The following is an 18,484-nucleotide window of genomic DNA, read 5'->3' as shown; positions in this document are numbered from 1 at the left end:
GGTCGGTGTGGGGGCGGCCGGCTCGCACCGACCGCCCTCACCTCGATGCGGTCCTCAGCTCAGGGTGAGCGTGAGGGTCGCGGCGTAGGTACCGGCGAGCTGGTTCGCCGGCACGGAGAGGGTCAGCCCGGCTGAGGCGTCGAAGCTGCCGCCCGTACCGGTGGCGCTGGTCGGTGCGGAGCAGAGCGTCGCCGCGTCGACCGTGCCCGGGGTGCCGGCCACCGCGGTGACCGCGTTGGTCGCGCCCGCGGTGTCGACGCAGGCCGGTGTCCAGGACAGGTTGCTCTTGGCGATGGTTCCGCCTGGGGTGCCGGTGAAGTCGGTGACCGTGCCGACGAGGCTCCACCCGAAGGTGCTGCCCCGGTGGTCGGTCACCGTGACGGTCGACAGGTTGCCCGTCGCCGTCTGCACGCTGCCGCCGACGGTGACGCCGGAGAACGGGATGTTGCCGGTGCCGGCGGCGCGAGCCATCGACAGGTTTCCGGCGGTCACGGTCTCCGACAGGTTGTACGACAGGGTGCAGTTGCCGGTCGTGGCCGAGCCGGTCTTGGCGGTGCACGAGTCAGCCGACCCGGTCCACGCGGAGATCGCGAACAGGGCGCCGGACTGCGCGCCGATGTACGCGGTGGCACTGTCCGTGACGGTGAAGGTGGCGTTGATCCCACCGGTGGCGCCGGCCGTGGCCGTCGTTGCCGGGTCGCTCGTCGCGGGCGGCGGCGGGGCGCCGGTGAGCGCCTTGTAACCGCCGATCGTGACCGTGCTGCCCGGGTTCCAGTTGGTGCCGGTGACCGTCACCACGGTGCCGGAGCCGCCACCGCTGGGGGTGATCGCGATGCCCGGCGAGCCGAGAATCGTGATCGGGACGGAGACCGTGTTGGTCCCGTCCGAGACCGCCACGGTACGTGCTCCCGTGGTGGCGCCGCTGGGCACCGTGAGCGTGCCGGTGCCGACGCCGGCGGCGTCGGTCGTGCCCGTGCCGGAGCCTTCGGCCGTTCCGGTGCCGTCGGCCGCGCGCAGTGTTGCGGTCAGGGCGGTGGACGGCGCGAGCCCGGTCACCGCGTAGTTGATGACGTTGCCGGCCCGGGCAGCCCCGGTCACGGTCTGGCCGGTCACCGAGGTGACCGAGACCGTGCCGCCGAAGACGGTGAAGCTCTCCACGATGGAGGTCGGGACCGGCGCTGCCTTGTGGTCCCGGTCGCCAGCGGCGGAGCAGTACGTCTTGGCGATCGGGTTGTTGAGGATCACCCGGTTGACGGTGAGCGTCGCGGCTCCGGTCGCTCCGGCCACATAGGTGCCGGTGGCGGTGATCGGGCCGGTGGGGGTGTTGCCGGGGACAGGACCGGCGGGGTAGTTGGTCTGCTGGAGGGTGACCGGGCCGCTCTGCGAGCCACCCAGCGCCGCCTCCACGACGATCGGCACGTCACCGGGGTTGATCGCGACCGGGCCGTTGTTCGGACCGGCCGCAGCGGTGAAGGTCACCGTCACGGTCTGACCCGGGCTCGGCGTCGCCGGCGTCTGAGTGAGCCCGAACGAGTCGGCCCAGTTCGTCGGCGAGCTGCCGGTACCGGCGTCGTTGAAGTACAGCCGGCATCCCAGGTTGCCCGGGGTGGGGCCGTACGCCTGCGCGGGGGACACGCAGACCGCGGTCGCGGCGGCGGCCAACGCCGCTACGCCCACCGCTGTTGCCGTAGTTCTGAGCAATCCCATTGCGGTCCCGCTCTCCTTCCTGTGGGGAACGGTGCACCCCTGGCTGCCGTTTCGCTAGTGGAAACAGCAGTTTCCAAAATTGGATAGGTTCATAAAGGCAGCCGCCCCGGCCTCCTGTCAATAGCCCGACAGGCGATTTGACGCCGGCCGATGTGATCGATTCCCCGGGCCAGCGCAGCGCCGACGGGCGGGTTCGGCGGCACGGCCTTGGCAGGGGGCCCAAGATGGGGCAGAGTGTGGAAACGGCGTTTCCATGAGGAGGTCCAGGTGCGTTACGTGATCATCGGGTGCGGCAATGTCGGCATGGAGCTGGCCCGTCGCTGGGTCTCGGCCGGCCACCAGGTGATCGGCACGACCACCTCCCCCGACCGGGTGTCCGAGCTGGCCCCCGTCTGCACCGAGGTGGCGGTCCTCCGTGGCAGCGACCGTCCCGCCGTCGAGCGGGTCACCCGCGACGCCGACGCGGTCGTGCTCACCGTGAGCCCGCGCATCGCCCGAGCCTTCGACGCCGACCAGCGCATCGCCGAGTACGCCGACACGCTCACCGCGTCCGCGCGCACCGCCGCCGCCGTGCATCCCCGGGTGGTCTTCACCAGTTCGGTGTCGGTCTACGGTGCCGGCCATGGAGCGCTGGTCGACGAGGCAACCCCGGTCACCGACGACCCGGACGCCTCCCCCCGCAACTTCGCCGCCGCCGAGGCCGCCGTGCTGACCGCCCCGCGCGGCGCCGCGCTGCGGATCCCCGACGTGTACGGGCATCCGCGCGACCTCGACTATCCGACCCGGGTGAAGCTGGCCCACGAGATGCTCGGCGGCAGCGTGCCGTTCTCGGCCGAGGCCCTGCACTACCGCATCGACTACCGCGACGCCGCCGCCGCGCTCGACTTCGTGGTGACCCGCGACCTCACGGGCGTCTTCAACGCGGTACCGGACGCGGTCGTGCCGCAGACCAACCAGGCCGTCCTCGACGAGCTCTGCGCCGCCGGGGGCTGGCCCGCGCTGACCTACCGGGGTGAGATCAGGACCCCGTTCGTGCCGATCAGCTCCGGCAAGCTGCGCGCGGAGGGCTTCGCCTTCGCACACTGACTCGGCCCGGAACTTCTGTCCGCCGTGGACGGACCGGCCGATACCGGCTCAGCCGGCGGTCCCCGCGAGCCGACGCCCGACCAGCCGACCGAAGGCCATGGCCGGCGTCAGGCACATTCCGGAGCAGAACGCGTTGCCATTGACAGCGGCGGAGCCGATCACCTCACCGACGGCGTACAGACCGGGGATCGTCGTGCCGTCCGCACGGCGGACCCGCAGCAGCTCGTCCACGTCCAGGCCGGCGAACGTGATCAGGGTGACCGGATGGTTCTCCAGCGCGTAGAACGGCGGCTCGACGATCGGCGCCGGCAGGTACGTTCGGCCGAAGTCGGCATCCCGGCGGTCGGCGACGAAACCGTTGTAGCGGGCCACCGTGGCCAACAGCCCCGCCGGGTCGATGCCGGCCAGCCCGGCGAGCTCCGCCAGCCCGGACGCCCGGTGCACGCCGCGGCGCCGGCCGCACTGGGCGTCCAGGTCGGCCGCGCTCCAACCGTGCACCATCGGGTACGACTCGCGGAGGGCATGGGCGTCGAAGACCGTCCAGAAGGTCATCCGGTCGACAGTGGTCAGCACCCGCTCCTTGTGGTCGATGCTGGGCTCATCCTCGGCGATCCAGCGACTTCCGGCGCGGTCGACGTAGATCTCCCAGGGCGGCCGCTCCGGCGCCACCAGGTGCGGCCGGTGCGCCCAGTCGACCCGAAGGTCGCCGTCGACCGGGGGCAGCCCGCCGAAGGTGGGGATGTAGCGGCCCAGGCCCTGCAGGCCAGCGCCGACCGACCGGCCCATGAGCAGGCCGTCGCCGGTCGAGGTGGGCGCCGCCGAGGTGGTCAGCGGCGCGCCCTCCAGCTCGGCGAACAGCTCCGGCGCGTACCCGAATCCGCCGGTGGCGAGCACGACGGCGGGTGCCCGCCACCGCGCGCCGTCGGCGGTGGCCACCCCGACCACCGCACCGCCCTCGGTCAGCAGCTCGGTGACGCGCACCTCGCAGCGCAGATCGATGCGGCCGGCGGCCAGATGCGCGTCGAGCATCGGGCGCAGCACGGCCAGAATGGCCGGACCGCCGGGGACGGTGGTGGCGTGGACAGTCCGCGGCGTGCGGTACGGCTCGTGCCCGTAAACGATGCGGGGCGTACCCGGATCGACGGTGAGCCCGGCGGCGAGCAGCCACTCCAGCACCGCCGGCTGTTCGCGCAGCGTCAGCCGGGTCAGGTCGGCCCGGGCGGCGCCCCGGCTGATCCGCCAAACGTCGTCGAAGTGCCGCTCGGGGTCGTCACTGATGCCCCGCTCGTGCTGCAGCGAGAAGCCGCCGGCGGACAGGTGCCCGCCCGAGTACGGCAGGGCGCCCCCGACGTCCGGCGCCTTCTCCAACAGCAGCACGGTGCCGCCCGCGTCGGCGGCGGCGATGGCACAGGCCAGGCCACCCGGCCCGGCGCCCACAACGATCATGGTCGGCACACCCACCTCCGGCACTCCCGTTGCGTTTCCCTGGAAGTGACAGTGTTTCCATAAATTCGGACACCGTCAAACGTCCTGCGGGGTGCGGCTGGGGTTTTCAGCCCACCGGGTGGTTGGGGATCCTCGACCGGACGGCCAGGCCGTACAGGCAGGCCAGCCCGGCCAGGATGCCGAACAGGACGAACGGGCCGGCGGGGCGCCAGTTGTCGTACAGGGTGCCACCGGCGGCGAACGCGATCATGATGCCGATGCCGCCGCTGAGCGCGAACGTGCCGATGACCGAGCCCCGGGTACGGCTGGGAGCCTGTTCGGCGATCAGCACCTGACTGGAGATGACGGCGCTGACCTGGCCGAGCCCGATCAGCGCGGCGACGGCGTAGCCGAGCGGGCTGAACGGGTCCCCGACGAAGATCGTGGCGGTGTAGCCGAGGGCGGCGGTCCCCAGGGAGATCAGCACCGCGTCGGTGCGGGACAGCCGGTCGGCGATGATGCCGATGGCCGGTGCCCCGATCAGCGCGATGCCGTTGGCGACTCCCAGCAACAGACCTGCCTTGGCCAGCGCCTCGGCCTCGCTGAGCCCGAGGTGCTGGGTGCCGTACTGCTGTGCCCAAAGGGTGAGGTAGGCGCCGACGAGCGCCAGGTCAGCTCGGGCGACGAAGGCGCTGAGGTAGGCGAAGGAGACGCCGGGGCGCCGGATCTCGGCGACGCCCTCGCGCAGCAGCCTCGGGATCGGGATGTGCTCGGAGTGCGTTGTCGCCAGCCCGCCCCGGAGGGTGAGCCGCATCAGGATCGCGGTGAGCAGGGCCAGCCCGCCGACGATGAGGTAGGTCGCCCGCAGCGCGGCGATCGTGTCCATCCCCATGCCCTCGAAGATGTCGGGCAGTTTGATCAGCACGAAGAACGTGACGAGCGCGCCGAGACCGTTGCAGAAGCCGAGGATGCCGTTGGCCCTGCCGCGGGTGGTGTCCTGGACGTAGTCGGCGACCACGGCCGTGAGCATCACGGTAACCATCGCCACGCCGACGGCGGCGACACCCCGGGCCAGGTAGTAGGGCAGGACCGAGTCGACGAACGGTGCCATGCCGACGCCGAGGCCAAGCAGAATGTAGCCGCCGACCACGATCGGGCGCCGTCCGAGGCGGTCGGACCAGGCACCGGCCAGGCCGACCGCCGCGATCAGGACGATTTCGCTGATCAGCCCAGCGGTGCCCACGATCGAACCCTGCTCCCCCTTGGCCACGCCCAGGATGGAGGTGAGTAGTGCCGTCTGCGCGGCCGGGATGAACGTGAACGTCATGATCGACGTCAGCGCCAGCCAGTAGTACCCGCTGATGTTGGCCCGGGTCGTGCCCGGCGCGAGCTGGAGTGGGCCGAACGTGGTGGTCTGCTCGCCGACCTCCGGCGCGGCGGCGGTGTCTTCCTGACTGCGATGCACGCTGGTCCCCCTGCCCTGTGATGGCATGGAATGGAAACGCTGTTTCCACACACTAGCGGGTCAGGGCCCGGACGTGATGGCGTCGGTGCGGCGCATTTCTCGCCGCCCGGTCTCCGTCCGGCGCGGTCGGCCCGCCCTCGGTTGCGCGACCGGCGGGCTCAGGAGGCCGACGACGCCGCAGGCGTGTGCGAACGGACAGCGGGTCAACGCCGGCCCTCTATTGCTACTCATCGATTCGTGGTAGAAATCTTTCGCACTGCCCGTTCCCAGGCAAGAATTTCTTCAGATGGAGGCAACGTGAGAGTCACTGCCGGGTGGCTGGCGAGTCTCATCCTTGCCGCAGCAATCGTGGCGCCCGCCGAGTCGATTGCTGTGGCCGCGACACCCACACAAGCATCGACTGCAGTGACCCCGCTGGCCACCGGCCCGCAACCCGGCACCTTCACCGGCCGGGGATTCGACACCTGCGCCGCTCCGTCACAGACCACGATGAACGCGTGGCGGGCCAGTTCGCCCTACGGCGCGGTCGGCATCTACATCAGCGGGGCGAGCCGCTCCTGTTCCCAGCCCAACCTCACCGCAAGCTGGGTGGCCAACCAGACCAGCAACGGATGGCGACTGATCCCCATCGAACTGGGTTACCAGGCACCGTGCGGCACCCGCACACCAAAGATGTCCGCCGATCCCACCACCGCCCGGTCGCAAGGCGTCTCCGCGGCCAACAGCGCCACGAATGCCGCCCAGGCACTGGGCATCGGCACTGCGAGCACCATCTACAACGACATCGAGCAGTACCCGTCGAACGCGTCGTGCCGGGCCGCCGTGCTGTCGTTCCTGTCCGGTTGGACCGAGCAGTTGCACGTAAGGGGCTACCTCGCCGGCATGTACTCCAGCGGTTCGTCCGGCATCAAGGACGTCTGCGATGCATACGACAACCCGAGCTACACGCGACTCGACCAGATCTGGATCGCCTGGTGGAACGGGGTGGCTGACACGGATGCTGGAAGTTACTGCGCCGATGCCTACTACGCGAACCAGCAGCGCTTGCACCAGTACGCCGGGGAGGTCACCGAGACGTGGGGTGGCGTCACGATGAAGATCGACCGCAACTACCTCGACGTGAGAGTTACGCAGACCCCGCCGCCGCAGTGGACCACGACCATCGACAACAGCGCCTCGGGCGGGTTCACCGCGAGCACCGCATGGGGCACGTCGGCCTACTCCGGCCAACGGTTCGGCACCGACTACCGGTTTAGCAGTCCGGTGTCGTCCAGCGACGTCGCCTGGTTCCGGTCGACCATCCCGGCGACCGGAAGCTATGAGATCTCAGTCTGGTACCCGGCCGACGCGGGCTACAACAACCAGACGCCTTACCTTGTGGAGACCACCACAGGCAGCAGGTCCGTCTCCGTCAATCAGCGGGTCAACGGCGGTAGGTGGGTCTCGATCGGCGTGTTCACCCTGGCTGCGGGCACGGGCAACAAGGTCGGCGTGAGTCGCTGGACCAGCGGCACCGGACTCGTGGTTGCCGACGCGGTGCGGATCACCCGGGTCTAGCCCCCTCGCGTCGGCCAGGTTCCTGCCGATTCCCCGGGCACCGAAGTCGACCTCCTTGAGGGTCCGGAACGCGACGATCTTCGGGGTGGCCCGCCTCCGCAGTAGACAGGTTGGAGCCGGCGGTTCGTACCCGACAGGCCCACGGAGAAAAGACCCGGGATCGGGGTCGCCGAAAAACCTCTCGATTCGAGCGACGGGGATCGACCACAATGCCACCGTGGAACGCGAGCGCCTGGTGAAGTTGAGCAAACGGATGTCGAAGGCACTCCGGCACGATCCCGACCGGGCCGGCCTGGTGCTCGATCCGGCCGGTTGGACTCCCGTCGACGCTCTGCTCGCCGCCCTACGGATCGAGCGAGCCGAGCTGGACGCGGTCGTCGCCGGCAACGACAAGCAGCGGTTCGCTGTCGAGCGCGGCACCGACGGGGTGCTGCGGATCCGGGCCAACCAGGGCCACTCAGTCCCGGTGGACCTCGGGCTGCCCCCGGTCACCCCACCGGACCGGCTCTATCACGGCACCAGCGCCGGTGCGCTGGAGTCGATCCGGGCCAGCGGCCTGCACCGCGGCGGCCGGCACCACGTCCATCTCTCCGCCGACACCGAGACCGCCCACCGGGTCGGCGCCCGACGCGCTGGTCGGGCCGTGATCCTCACCATCGACGCGGCGGCGATGGCCGCCGACGGGCACGTGTTCCACCGCAGCGCCAACGGCGTCTGGCTCACCAACGCGGTCCCTGCCAGCTATCTACTCGACTGAGCCCTGGCCAGACCCGCACCGCTGCTTCCGGCGAGGTGCGCGCGGCCTCGAACGGGATGCGGCACCGGACATCCGGCGCGGCGTTCAACGCGGGTCTCCAGCGCATCGTCCATCGATTTTTTCCTGCTCCGGTGCGGTCCAGGGACCGGGTCACCGGCGGTAGGACTCCTCAACCAGCCGGCAGGCCCCGCTCGGGACCGCAAATCAGGTCACTCAGCCGGGCGGGTCCATGGCGGCCCCGAACCGAGAACCAGCCCCGCTGCTCCCGATCGATCATCGCAGTCAGGCGCGGGCCGTGCGAACAACAAAACGACGGTGCGGGCCGCCTCTGGGCGGCCCGCACCGTTATCGATCGCCGGGCGCGTTACGCCCGTCTGCCGGAATGCTGGTGGGTGGGAGTTCCCGGCCTACAGGTCGGCCTTCGTCACGCGCGAGGATTCGTACGTCGTGGAGGCCTGGGGGAGGCCCGGCACGGTGGAGATGTCCTTGACCAGCATGCCGGTCGTGGCGTCGATGGTCAGCACCTCGCTGCCCTCGCCGCCGAACGCCTCGGGGCCGGCGGTGATCGTCAGCGTGGCCTTGCCGTGGGTGGTCGAGTTCTTGACGCTGACCGCGGAGATGGTGGACAGCAGACGCAGCACGCCGGCCCGGACCTGCGTGTTGCCGTCGCCAGCGGACAGCGCTTGGGTGCTGTAGGTCCACAGGGCGTTGTCGAAGTGCCGCTGAACGGCCTGGGGGCTGTACGGCTTCGGCTTGGCGTTGCCGCCCTTCTGCTTGATGATCACCTGGGCGGCCGCCTGCTGCTTGTCCCATACCGCCTTCTGCGCTGCGGGGTCGAGGCCCACCAGCGGATCCTTGGCTGCCTTGAGCATCTGGGTCCGGCCGTCGGCCGGGCTGCTGTCCGCCGCGGCGACGGCTGCCTTGAGGAGCGGAGCGTAGCCACCGTCCGTCATCTGGTCCTGGTGACGGGCGATCGCACGCTTGATGTCCTTCACGCTGTTGCCCGTATAGATCGCGTGACCGTCGGTGTACAGCGTGTAGACGACCTGCATGGTCTTGGTGCCGTGGACCTGCGTCGCCTTCACCAGCCACGCGTCGCCCGCCGACGGGGTGACCGTCTTGATGGACCCGGCCAGGGTCATCAGCGGCGCGCGTTCTGCGGACCCGTCGACGGTGGTCGAGCCCGAGGTGGCGGCTGACGAATCCTTGCCGGCCTCGATGCCCCCGGTCGCCGGCGAGTTGAGCACCACAGCGACGACTGCCGCCGCGGCGGCAACCCCCACCCCGGCGCCGATGCCCAGTCGGCCCGCGATACCGATCCGGCGGCGGCGTTGAATCGCCGGGCTGGATTCGTGGTCCCGCGTGGTTGTCGTCGTTTCCATGGTTGAAGTCGCCTCCATAGTCGTGTCCTCCGCTGATATCGCGCCCAGCAGCCGCACGGTTCCGGGGTCGGCCATAGCCGCCCGCAGCACCGCCCGCGCCCGCTGATACGCCTCCGGGCGTAGTGGTTCTGCGCTGCCCAACGCACCGACCAGATCGAGCTCGTCGGTCATCGGTGTCTCTCCTTCGTGCTGTTGGGGTCCTTCAAAAGCGCGGACACCCCCGGGGCGTCGCGCACTGCCGTCCTGGCCTGGCTCAGTAGCCGCCGCGCGGTGCCGGCCGGTATGCCGAGTGCCCGCGCGGCGTCGGCTGCGGTCAGGTCCTCCCAGGCGACGAGCCTCAGGACCTCCCGCTCTTCGGGTTTGAGCCGCGTCAGGGCCGACCGGAGCACCGCCCGGGCGTCCATGCCGAGGTCCACCGCCGACCACGGATCCCATCCAGTAGCCACGTCCGGTACGTCCGCGACCAGGTCCTCGGCCGGTCGGGACCGCCAGTAGCGCCGCAAGCGATTCAATGCCACCCCGTACAGCCACGGCCGCGCATCGTTGTACGACCGGTCGTACGATCGCCGCGACTCGAACGCCGCAACCCAAACCTCGCCCAAGAGGTCCTCAGCCGCATCCCGCCCCGCCCGGCGAACGAGGTACGAACCGACGGCGGCCTCATGACGCTCGACCACCGCCACGAAGGCGTCGACATCGCCATCCAGCGACCGGCCTATCAAATCCGCATCCGAATCCATGGCCCTCCTCGGCAAAGTCCGCGCTTCACCCTGACATTGCCGATCAGGCGGGGAAGTGTTCAGGCGCCGAGGTCCGACGGCAAACGGTCGCCCAATAGCGACTCTCGTTCGGTCAGCACCTGCCACCCGTGGTCAAAGCGTTGGCCTGCAGCGCCTGGTCGTTGAAAGAGCATGTCGGCCGAGCGCCGTGTGGAGCGGCGCTGCCGGAACAGCATCTCGCGCTAGCCGGAGGTGACGAACACCCGTGACGCGTCCTGCTTACGGCGCCATCAAGCCGGCATGAATCGCAGCATCAGGAACGTTGCTATCTCGGCGTCGGACAGGCGCAGGAGACGTGGTAGCTGTTGAGCGCCCCGTCTTTGACGTAGCCGTTCATTTGGGACCGGAGCTGACTGGCGCTGGTGTTGTCCGCTGAGCTGGGCCCGGGCGCGCGCCGAACGCCGGTCAGAGCAGTGTCAGCTCGAAGCACCCCCACCCGTCGCCGGCCTGCGCGACGAGCTTCCACGTTCCGGCGGCCGGCAACGGGATGCCGCTGGGGTACATCGCCTGCCCGGCGTCGTTGGTCGCCAGCGAGCCGGCGCTGTAGGTCTCGGTGCGGCCGCCGGAGGTCGCGGTCACGGTGAGCGCGGCGTTGAGCTGGGGGCGGGCCGGCAGCCAGAACAGCTTGCCCAGGTCGGGGCCGAGGTCAGGATGCCATTGCCGGCGGTACTCCACAAAGTCCCCGGCGATGAAGTCGCCCGAGCGCACCAGCGTGGCGTCGCCGGGCACCGCGACGCACTCGCGCCGGGCGCTGCCGGGCAGGCTCTGCTGGAAGGCCGGCACCGGCGGCGACGCGGCCGGCGACGACGGCACCGGCGCCGACCCGGCCGGCGAGGCCGGGCCGGCGGCGGGCGGGGCTGGTGCAGTACACCCGCAGAGCACCAGTGCCACGACGAACAGCGGGATTGCTCGCACAGCGTTGCCTCTCTCCTCAGGCGGCTGGGGTCCAGATCGAGACCCGGCCGCTCCAACAGGCCATGAGCGTCGCGGTCGTGATGCATTGCGTCGGCGGGGAGGCGGCCCGGCCCAGCACGTGCACCGCTCCGGTCGCGGGGTCGAGCGCGCCGATCAGCGGCTCTCGCGGTTCGTCAGGAGCCGGGTTCGAGCGTCCATTGGCTGGTCCACCAGCCGGCGGGCGCAGCGCCGTACTGGACGCTGCCGGTCATGTTCTCGGTATGAGCGTAGGTGCCCTTCCAACGGTTCTTCAGGCGTAGGTGACCGTCGACGGACTCCTGGCTCCACTGCGCCGACCAGTAGGTGCCGGGCACCGTCCCGGTCTGCACGGTGCCGGTCTGGTTCTCCACGTGGAGGTAGTTGCCGGTGGCGCGGTTCTTGAGCCGGACGTAGCCGTCGACGTTCTCGACGGCCCACTGAGCGGACTGGTCGGTGCCGGAAGCGGCGACGTACTTGGCGGTGCCGGTGCCGTCGTCCTTGACGTACTGGCCGGTCTGCCGGTTCTTCAGCCGCTGATAGGACACCGGGTAGCCGCCGTCCTTCTTGTAGACGCGCAGGTAGTCGACGCTCCAGGTCTTGGGCCAGACGTCGTTGTGCCGACCGGAGCCGGCGTCGGTGTAGATGCCCATGATGAGCCCCATTGGCATGTTGGGGGCGTCGTTGATCGTCCGGTAGAGCTGGCCGTCGTAGTAGAACTTGATGTCGCTGGGCGTCCACTCCATGCCGTACGTGTGGAACTCGGTGGTCGGCGACCCGCTGGGAACGGGGGCGATCGACGCGTACGAGTTGGAGAGGAAGTTCGGGTCGCCCCAGCCGTGGGCGGCGATCCGCCAGTTGTTCGGCTCGTTGAAGAACGTCTCGACCATGTCGACCTCGGGGTTGCGCGAGGCGCTGGAGGTGTCCCCGGTGCCGACCAGCCAGAGCGCCTGGTGGCCGCCTCCGCCGACGTTCGACTTCTTGGCGCGCATCTCCACGTAGCCGTACTGGAACGTGTAGCCGTTGAAGTCGGGCTCGTGGTGGTTCAACGGCATCGAGGCGTTGAACTTGTGCCAGTAGTCCTTGTTGTAGGTCTGGAACGAGGAGATCTTGACCGTGCCGTCGTACTGCGGATTCCACGCCGGGGTGTCGGCGTCGAGCCGCTGGGTGAGCACCCCGTCGGCGATGGTGTAGCGCGCCTTGGCACCCAGCTCCCGGTTGGCTGGTGAGGTCCAGTGCGGCAGGTAGTAGGGCAGCCAGCGATTCGTGTTGAGGGTGTTGACGTCGAACTCTTCGGCGAAGTCGATGGTGTAGCCCGGCTTGGCGAGCGGGCTGGGAGGGGTGTCGCCGGCCTGGGCCGGCGGCGCGGTGACGACACCGGCGAGGGTGACACCGAGGATCATCGAACCGGCGGCGGCTAGAACTCTTCGAAAGCGATGCGCCATGAGACACTCCCGGGGAAACGAAAGAAAAGTTCTTTCGGAATATGCCGGTGAGCCCTACCGCTGTCAAGAGCCATCGGTGAAGAGCTCTGCGCGGACCGCGTCCCGGGCGGTCTCGACCGCGCCGATGGCCACCGCGTCGTCTCCCAGCGCGGAGATCGCCAGAACTGGCAACTCGTACAGAATCTCGGCGAGGTGGCGCCGTACCGGCTTCATCACCGTCTCACCCGCGCGCGCGATGCCGCCGCCCACCACGACCAACTGCGGGTCCATGGCGAGAACCATGGCGCCCACTCCTTCGGCGAGTGCCCGCGCGTAGTCGTCGACGGCCTCGACAGCGCGCTTGTCCCCCCGCCTGGCCTGCGCGAAGACCCACTCGCGGGAGTTCATGCCGGGAGCGACCCCCGCGTCGGAGAGCAGCTTGCGGGGTGCCACCTCCCAGCCCAGGCCCGGGTGCCGGCCGATCTCGCCGGCAGCCCCCCGGCCGCCGCCGAACGGCCTGCCGTCCACCAGCACGCCGACGCCGAGGCGGTGCCCGGCATGCACGTACAGCACGTGGTCGACCCCCTGCGCGGCACCGACCCGGTGCTCGGCCAGGACCGCGAGGTTGGCGTCCTTGACGGCGCTCACCGGGCAGTCCAGACGGGCGGTGAGCTCCTTGGCCAACGCCGTGCCGGTCCAGTCCGGAATGGCCACGCTCAGCCGCACGACACCGTCGGCGATGATGCCCGGGGAGCCGGCACAGGCCGCCCACAACCGCGGCGCGTCGGCCGGCATCGTCCGTCGCAGCAGGTTGACAGCGGCGTCGATGCGCCCGGCCGGGTCCAGGTCCGGGTGGATGGCGGCCCGAGCGGCCGCCACCTGCGCGCCGGCGAGGTCGGCGATCCGCACCGACACCGCGTGCGCCCCGATGTCGAGGCCGGCCACGATGCCCGCGTCCGCGGCGAAGCGGTACCGCTGGGCGGGTCGCCCTCCGGTCGGGGCGTTGTCGAAGCCGTCCAGGACCAGGAGTCGAGACTCCACCAGCGAGGTCAGGATGCCCTGCACGGTGGGGCGGGACAGCCCGGTCTCGCGGGCGACACCGCTGATGGTGAGCGACGGCCCCTCGTAGAGAAGCCGCAGCACACGACGCGTGTTCAGGTGCCGTAAGGCGCTCTGGCCCCCGCCTGGAAGAGCATCACCTACGGTCATTCGCTGCCCCTTGACGTGCGTTCGTAGACGGCTCACTATAGCGAACGCAAGTTTCCTTCGGAACTACTCCTGCCCCAGGGAGACCCCCATGAAGTCCATGCCATCGGTGAAGAGTGCGCTCAGCGCGGCCGCCGTGCTTCTCGCGCTCGGAGCGTGCGCACCCGGCAGCTCATCCAGCGATGAACCGGCCGCCGACGCGAACGCGGCCGTCCAGACCGGCGTTCCGTCCGGACAGGTGGAACTCAACCTGATCGCCACCCCCGAGTCGGGTGCCGCCATGAAGGACATCATCCCGGCATTCCAGGCCAAGCACCCCAACGTCGAGATCAACTACGTCGACACCACGTACGATGACTACAACAAGTCGCTCAACCTCGCGCTGTCCAGCGACACCTCGCCCGACATCGTGCTGCTCAACGCGGTGGGCACCACGGTCAAGGACCAGCTGATCCTCAACCTTCAGCCCTATGCCAAGGCGTACGGCTGGGAGTCGGCGTACCCGGCCGGACAGCTCAACCAGTGGCGGATCGCCAAGGACGGCACCACCCTTGGTTCGGGCGACCTGTACGCGGCACCCGCGTCCTTCTCCCAGGTCGGGCTCTACTACAACAAGGCCAAGTTGAAGAAGCTCGGCATCGCCGCGGCTCCGGCCTCACTGGAGGACCTCGAGGCCGCCCTGGCCAAGGCCAAGGCCGGCGGTGAGACCCCGCTGCAACTCGGCAACAAGGAGGGTCACGCCTCCTTCCCGATCCAGCTCATCGGTCAGTCCACAGACGGCCCGGCCGCGTACGCCAAGTGGGTCTTCGGAGAGGGCGGGTCCACCTTCGACACCGCCGGGAACGCCAAGGGCGCCCAGAGCATCACCGACTGGGGTACGAAGGGCTACTACTCCAAGGACGCCAACGGCATCGACCTCCAAGGCGCGGTGGACAAGTTCACCAAGGGCGACGGCGTCTTCTTCGTGGACGGTTCCTGGGACTCGAAGAAGATCGGCGACGCGCTGCGCGGCGACGCGGGCTTCGTGCCCTTCCCCGGCCCCAAGGCCACCGCCATCGGCACGTCGGTCGCGTACGGGATCTCGCGGAAGTCGAAGAACGCGCAGGCCGCCGCCGCCTTCCTGGACTTCCTGCGCGGCCCGGAGGCCGCCAAGGCCTCGTTCGCGCAGGGCTTCCTGCCCTCCGACACCTCGACGGTGACCGCCGAGCCCGGCACCATCTCCGCCGACCTGATCGCCGCGTGGAACAAGGTCAACGCCGATGACGGGCTCATCGGGTTCAACAACAACGCCACCGCGACCATGAACGACACGCTGGTCGCCGAGACCCAGAAGCTGATCGCGGGCAAGGTCGACGCCGCCACGTTCATCCGAGCCGTCCAGTCCGACTGGGCCAAGACGCATGGCTGACAGCCTCGCGAATCGCGCGACCGTCCAGGACCGTACCGTCTTCGCATCCGCGACGCCGGTGCGGGCCCGGCGCTCGCGGGCACGACACGTACCGCTGCTCTACACCGCACCGGCGCTGCTCTTCTACGCGGCCTTCGTGATCGCGCCATGGCTACACAGCCTGTGGATCTCATTCTGGGACTGGAACGGGATCGGCGTCGCCACCTGGGCCGGGCTCGACAACTACCGGGAGATCCTCGCCGACCCGGCGCTGCGGCTCTCCCTGGTCCACGCCTTCGGGCTGATCCTCTTCTACTCGGTCATCCCGATCTGTTTCGGCCTGGTGCTGGCGTCGCTGGTCGCGAACGTGCCCTGGAAGGGCATGCCGTTCGTCCGTACCGTGATATTCCTGCCGCAGATCCTTCCACTGGTAGCCGTCGGCAGCGTGTGGAAGCTGTTCTTCGACGATGACGGACCGTTCAACGCGCTGCTGCGCGCGGTCGGCCTGTCCGACGTCACCCGGGCCTGGCTGGGTGACTTCACCTGGGCCTACCCGGCGGTCGGAGTCGTCGGGACCTGGGTCTCGACCGGGCTCTGTTTCCTGCTGCTGTACTCCGGAATCGGCAAGATCGATCCGGCCCTGTACGAAGCCGCCCGGCTCGACGGCGCCGGCGCGATTCACGAGTTCTGGCACGTCACCGTGCCGGGTCTGCGCCGGGAGATGTCGGTGGCGGCGACCGTCACCGTGATCGCCGCCCTGGCCAGCTTCGACGTCGTCTACGTGATGACCGGCGGCGGCCCCGGCGAGTCGACCATGGTGCCCGGTGTCGCCATCTACCGGCTGACCTTCACCGCAGGGCAGGTCGGCACCGCCTGTGCGCTCGCCGTCGTCCTGTCCCTGTTGACCTGTGCGGTCATGTTCGCCCTGAACCGCCTCACCCGGGAGAAGCCATGATCCGGTCGCTGACCCGGTTGTCGCTGCTGGCTGCCACAGCCTCGGTGCTCGTTCCCTTCTACGCGATCCTCGCCGCGTCGCTGCAACCACAGGACAATCTCAGCCCGGGCCTCGCGTGGCCGTCGGATCCGCAGTGGCACAACTATGTCGACGCCTGGTCGACCGGCGGGTTCGCGGACCTCATGCGGTCCAGTCTGATCATTGCGCTCGGCGTCGTACCCCTCGCATTGGTGCTCGCGACGCTCGCCGGATACGGGCTGGCGATGATGCGGCTCGCCGTCCGGGGGCCGATCTTCGCGTTGCTCATGCTGGGTCTGGCCCTGCCGTACGAGTCGATCGTCATCCCGCTCTACTACGACCTCAAGTCGATCGGTCTCCTCAACACCTACTGGGCGGTCATCCTGCCGCTCATCGGGGCGTTCATGCCGTTCGGGGTGTTCTGGATGCGCAGTCACTTCGAGTCGCTGCCCCCGGAGCTCATCGAGGCCGCCGAGATGGACGGCGCGTCCGGCAGGCAGATCCTGCGCCGGGTCCTGCTGCCCACCGCCCGGCCGGCGCTCACCACTCTCGGCCTTCTCTACTTCATGTGGGCGTGGAACCAGTTCCTGCTCGCGCTGATCCTCATCCAGGACCCGGCGATGCGCACGGCGCCGTCCGGGCTCGGCAAGTTCATCCAGGCCTACGGCCGCAACATCCCGCTGCTCAGCGCCGGAACGATCATCGTCATCGTGCCCGTGGTCATCCTCTACCTCTTCTTCCAGCGCCATTTCGTCAAAGGCATCCTTTCCGGCGCCATCAAATAGGAGACACCTGATGTCCATCACTCTGGCGATCGCCGGTGCCGGAGCGCGAGGCGCTGCCTACGCGCGGCTCGCCGTCGCCACCTCCAAAGCCACCATCGCAGCTGTCGCCGATCCCGACCCCGCCCGCCGCAGCACACTGGCCGATGAATTCGACGTACCCGCGGAGCGCCGGTTCGCCTCGTGGGAAGACCTCGCCGCACAGCCCCGGCTCGCCGACGCAGTGATCGTCGCGACCCCCGATCGCGCGCACGTCGAGCCGGTGGTGGCCTTCGCCGAACGCGGCTACGCGATCCTGCTGGAGAAGCCGATGGCGCCGCTGCCCGAGCAGGCGGAACGCATCGTCACCGCAGCCGTCGACAACGACGTCCTCCTCGCCGTCTGTCACGTACTCCGGTACACGCCCTACTCCCGGACGCTCAAGCGACTCGTCGACTCCGGGCGGATCGGTGCAATCGTCAGCATCGACCACCTGGAACCGGTCGGCTGGTGGCACCACGCCCACAGCTACGTGCGCGGCAACTGGGCGGTGGAGGCCGAGTCGTCCTCGATGCTGCTGGCCAAGTCGTGCCACGACATCGACTGGCTCGGCCATCTCATCGGCCGACCCGTCCGCCGGGTCTCCTCCTTCGGCGGCCTCGCCCACTTCCGGCCGGAGAACCGCCCGGCCGGAGCGGCCGGGCGCTGCGTCGACTGCCCGGTCGAACGGTCGTGTGCCTACTCCGCGATCCGGATCTACGAGCGTTTCCTCGGCGACCCCGTCCACGAGGCATGGCCGTTGGGCGTCCTCACCGACGATGTCAGCGCCGACGGCGTCCGCAAGGCCCTGGAGGACGGCCCGTACGGCGCCTGCGTCTACACAGGACGCAACGACGTCGTCGATCACCAGGTGGTCAACCTCGAATATGAGGGAGGCGTCACCGTCGCCTTCACGATGACGGCGTTCACCGCGCTCGACTTCCGCAAGACCCGGATCTTCGGCACGCTCGGCAGCATCGAGGGCGACGGCCGTAGCCTGCACGTCCACGAGTTCCTCACCGACACCGTCGAGACCATCGACCTGGATCCCGACGGTGACGCCTCGGCCGCCGACGGGCACGGTGGCGCCGACGCGGCACTCATCGAGGCGTTCATCGCGGCGGTCGCCACCGGGGACCGCTCACTGGTCACCTCCGGGCCCGAGGAGAGCATCTCCTCGCACCGGGTCGTGTGGGCGGCGGAGCGGTCCCGCGCCACCGGCAGCGTCATCGAGCTCAGCCCCGCCACGCCGAGGTAGGCGAACGGGCGCACTGCCAAACCTGGTGGGCGATGCGGGAATCGAACCAGCGAACCACGGTGCGACCTCGCGTCAGGCCCATGGGATCGGGCCTGATGCGAGGTCGCACCGTGGAACCGCGTACCTCAATAGCGTCGGCGGTGGGCTCGCCGCTACTCCCCATCTGCTCCAATGTAAGCAGCACACACGGCAAAGCCCGTCACCGATGACTCCGGTAACGGGCTTCTGACCTGCAAAACCAAGGGTGGGCGATGCTGGTATCGAACCAGCGACCTCTTCGGTGTGAACGAAGCGCTCTCCCACTGAGCTAATCGCCCTCAGCGCCACTGACTCTACCCGATCGTGGAA

15 protein-coding genes and 1 tRNA gene are annotated in these 18,484 nt (G+C 69.4%); 7 read left to right on the top strand and 9 right to left on the bottom strand.

Annotation, left to right across the window (positions count from 1 at the left end):
- Positions 1 to 54: 54 nt before the first annotated feature.
- Positions 55 to 1,707 carry a WxL domain-containing protein gene (locus AC3CF1_RS28310; RefSeq protein ID WP_172861979.1) on the bottom strand — a complete coding sequence of 551 codons (1,653 nt, stop codon included), beginning with the start codon at positions 1,705 to 1,707 and terminating at the stop codon, positions 55 to 57.
- Between the two features lie 267 nt (positions 1,708 to 1,974).
- Between AC3CF1_RS28310 and AC3CF1_RS28305 the strand changes: the two genes are divergently transcribed.
- Entirely contained in the window at positions 1,975 to 2,793 is an 819-nt protein-coding gene (locus tag AC3CF1_RS28305; RefSeq protein ID WP_354980300.1) for an NAD(P)-binding domain-containing protein, read from the top strand.
- 48 nt (positions 2,794 to 2,841) lie between these two features.
- Here AC3CF1_RS28305 and AC3CF1_RS28300 read toward each other — a convergent pair whose 3' ends face one another.
- Positions 2,842 to 4,239, bottom strand: a complete 1,398-nt coding sequence (locus AC3CF1_RS28300) for an FAD-dependent oxidoreductase (protein WP_488451641.1) — start codon at positions 4,237 to 4,239, stop codon at positions 2,842 to 2,844.
- A 106-nt stretch (positions 4,240 to 4,345) separates the two neighbouring features.
- Positions 4,346 to 5,683 (bottom strand): MFS transporter, encoded by a 1,338-nt coding sequence (locus AC3CF1_RS28295; RefSeq protein ID WP_488451640.1) that lies wholly within the window; start codon positions 5,681 to 5,683, stop codon positions 4,346 to 4,348.
- A gap of 405 nt (positions 5,684 to 6,088) precedes the next feature.
- Here AC3CF1_RS28295 and AC3CF1_RS28290 point away from each other — a divergent pair, with 405 nt between their 5' ends.
- Both AC3CF1_RS28290 and AC3CF1_RS28285 read left to right on the top strand, forming a co-directional pair.
- On the top strand, positions 6,089 to 7,240 hold the full coding sequence (locus tag AC3CF1_RS28290) for a glycoside hydrolase domain-containing protein (protein WP_488451639.1): 1,152 nt from the start codon (positions 6,089 to 6,091) through the stop codon (positions 7,238 to 7,240).
- A gap of 217 nt (positions 7,241 to 7,457) precedes the next feature.
- Positions 7,458 to 7,997, top strand: coding sequence for an RNA 2'-phosphotransferase (locus tag AC3CF1_RS28285; protein ID WP_488451638.1), 540 nt, complete (start codon positions 7,458 to 7,460; stop codon positions 7,995 to 7,997).
- Between the two features lie 407 nt (positions 7,998 to 8,404).
- Here AC3CF1_RS28285 and AC3CF1_RS28280 read toward each other — a convergent pair whose 3' ends face one another.
- The 5 genes from AC3CF1_RS28280 to AC3CF1_RS28260 form a co-directional block, all read right to left on the bottom strand.
- The gene (locus AC3CF1_RS28280) at positions 8,405 to 9,550 is read right to left on the bottom strand and encodes a hypothetical protein (RefSeq protein ID WP_488451637.1); all 1,146 of its coding nucleotides are present in this window, start codon (positions 9,548 to 9,550) and stop codon (positions 8,405 to 8,407) included.
- A complete protein-coding gene (locus AC3CF1_RS28275) occupies positions 9,547 to 10,119 on the bottom strand; it encodes an RNA polymerase sigma factor (RefSeq protein ID WP_355160843.1) in 573 nt (190 codons plus the stop codon). The genes AC3CF1_RS28280 and AC3CF1_RS28275 overlap by 4 nt, the downstream gene beginning before the upstream one ends.
- A 444-nt stretch (positions 10,120 to 10,563) precedes the next feature.
- Positions 10,564 to 11,073, bottom strand: a complete 510-nt coding sequence (locus AC3CF1_RS28270) for a hypothetical protein (protein ID WP_141908475.1) — start codon at positions 11,071 to 11,073, stop codon at positions 10,564 to 10,566.
- Between the two features lie 173 nt (positions 11,074 to 11,246).
- Complete coding sequence (locus tag AC3CF1_RS28265; RefSeq protein ID WP_488451636.1) at positions 11,247 to 12,533, bottom strand: family 16 glycosylhydrolase; 1,287 nt, start codon at positions 12,531 to 12,533, stop codon at positions 11,247 to 11,249.
- Between the two features lie 63 nt (positions 12,534 to 12,596).
- On the bottom strand, positions 12,597 to 13,655 hold the full coding sequence (locus tag AC3CF1_RS28260) for an ROK family transcriptional regulator (RefSeq protein WP_354980292.1): 1,059 nt from the start codon (positions 13,653 to 13,655) through the stop codon (positions 12,597 to 12,599).
- Between the two features lie 154 nt (positions 13,656 to 13,809).
- On the opposite strand from AC3CF1_RS28260, the gene AC3CF1_RS28255 reads away from it, so the two are divergent.
- From AC3CF1_RS28255 to AC3CF1_RS28240, 4 genes are read left to right on the top strand one after another with little or no spacing between them, the layout of a single operon-like run.
- Complete coding sequence (locus AC3CF1_RS28255) at positions 13,810 to 15,126, top strand: ABC transporter substrate-binding protein (protein WP_488451635.1); 1,317 nt, start codon at positions 13,810 to 13,812, stop codon at positions 15,124 to 15,126.
- Positions 15,119 to 16,060, top strand: coding sequence for a carbohydrate ABC transporter permease (locus AC3CF1_RS28250; RefSeq protein WP_488451634.1), 942 nt, complete (start codon positions 15,119 to 15,121; stop codon positions 16,058 to 16,060). Before AC3CF1_RS28255 ends, AC3CF1_RS28250 begins: the two co-directional genes overlap by 8 nt.
- Complete coding sequence (locus AC3CF1_RS28245) at positions 16,057 to 16,863, top strand: carbohydrate ABC transporter permease (protein ID WP_099851648.1); 807 nt, start codon at positions 16,057 to 16,059, stop codon at positions 16,861 to 16,863. Before AC3CF1_RS28250 ends, AC3CF1_RS28245 begins: the two co-directional genes overlap by 4 nt.
- Before the next feature lie 10 nt (positions 16,864 to 16,873).
- Positions 16,874 to 18,136, top strand: coding sequence for a Gfo/Idh/MocA family protein (locus tag AC3CF1_RS28240; protein WP_354980290.1), 1,263 nt, complete (start codon positions 16,874 to 16,876; stop codon positions 18,134 to 18,136).
- A 245-nt stretch (positions 18,137 to 18,381) separates the two neighbouring features.
- Here the strand turns inward: AC3CF1_RS28240 and AC3CF1_RS28235 are convergent.
- Positions 18,382 to 18,453, bottom strand: a tRNA-Val gene (locus AC3CF1_RS28235).
- Positions 18,454 to 18,484: the final 31 nt, after the last annotated feature.

The sequence above is a fragment of the Micromonospora sp. MGP-C2 genome (genome assembly GCF_057766525.1).
Note: the sequence above shows the minus strand (reverse complement) of the source record. Positions and strands in the feature narration are given on the sequence as shown.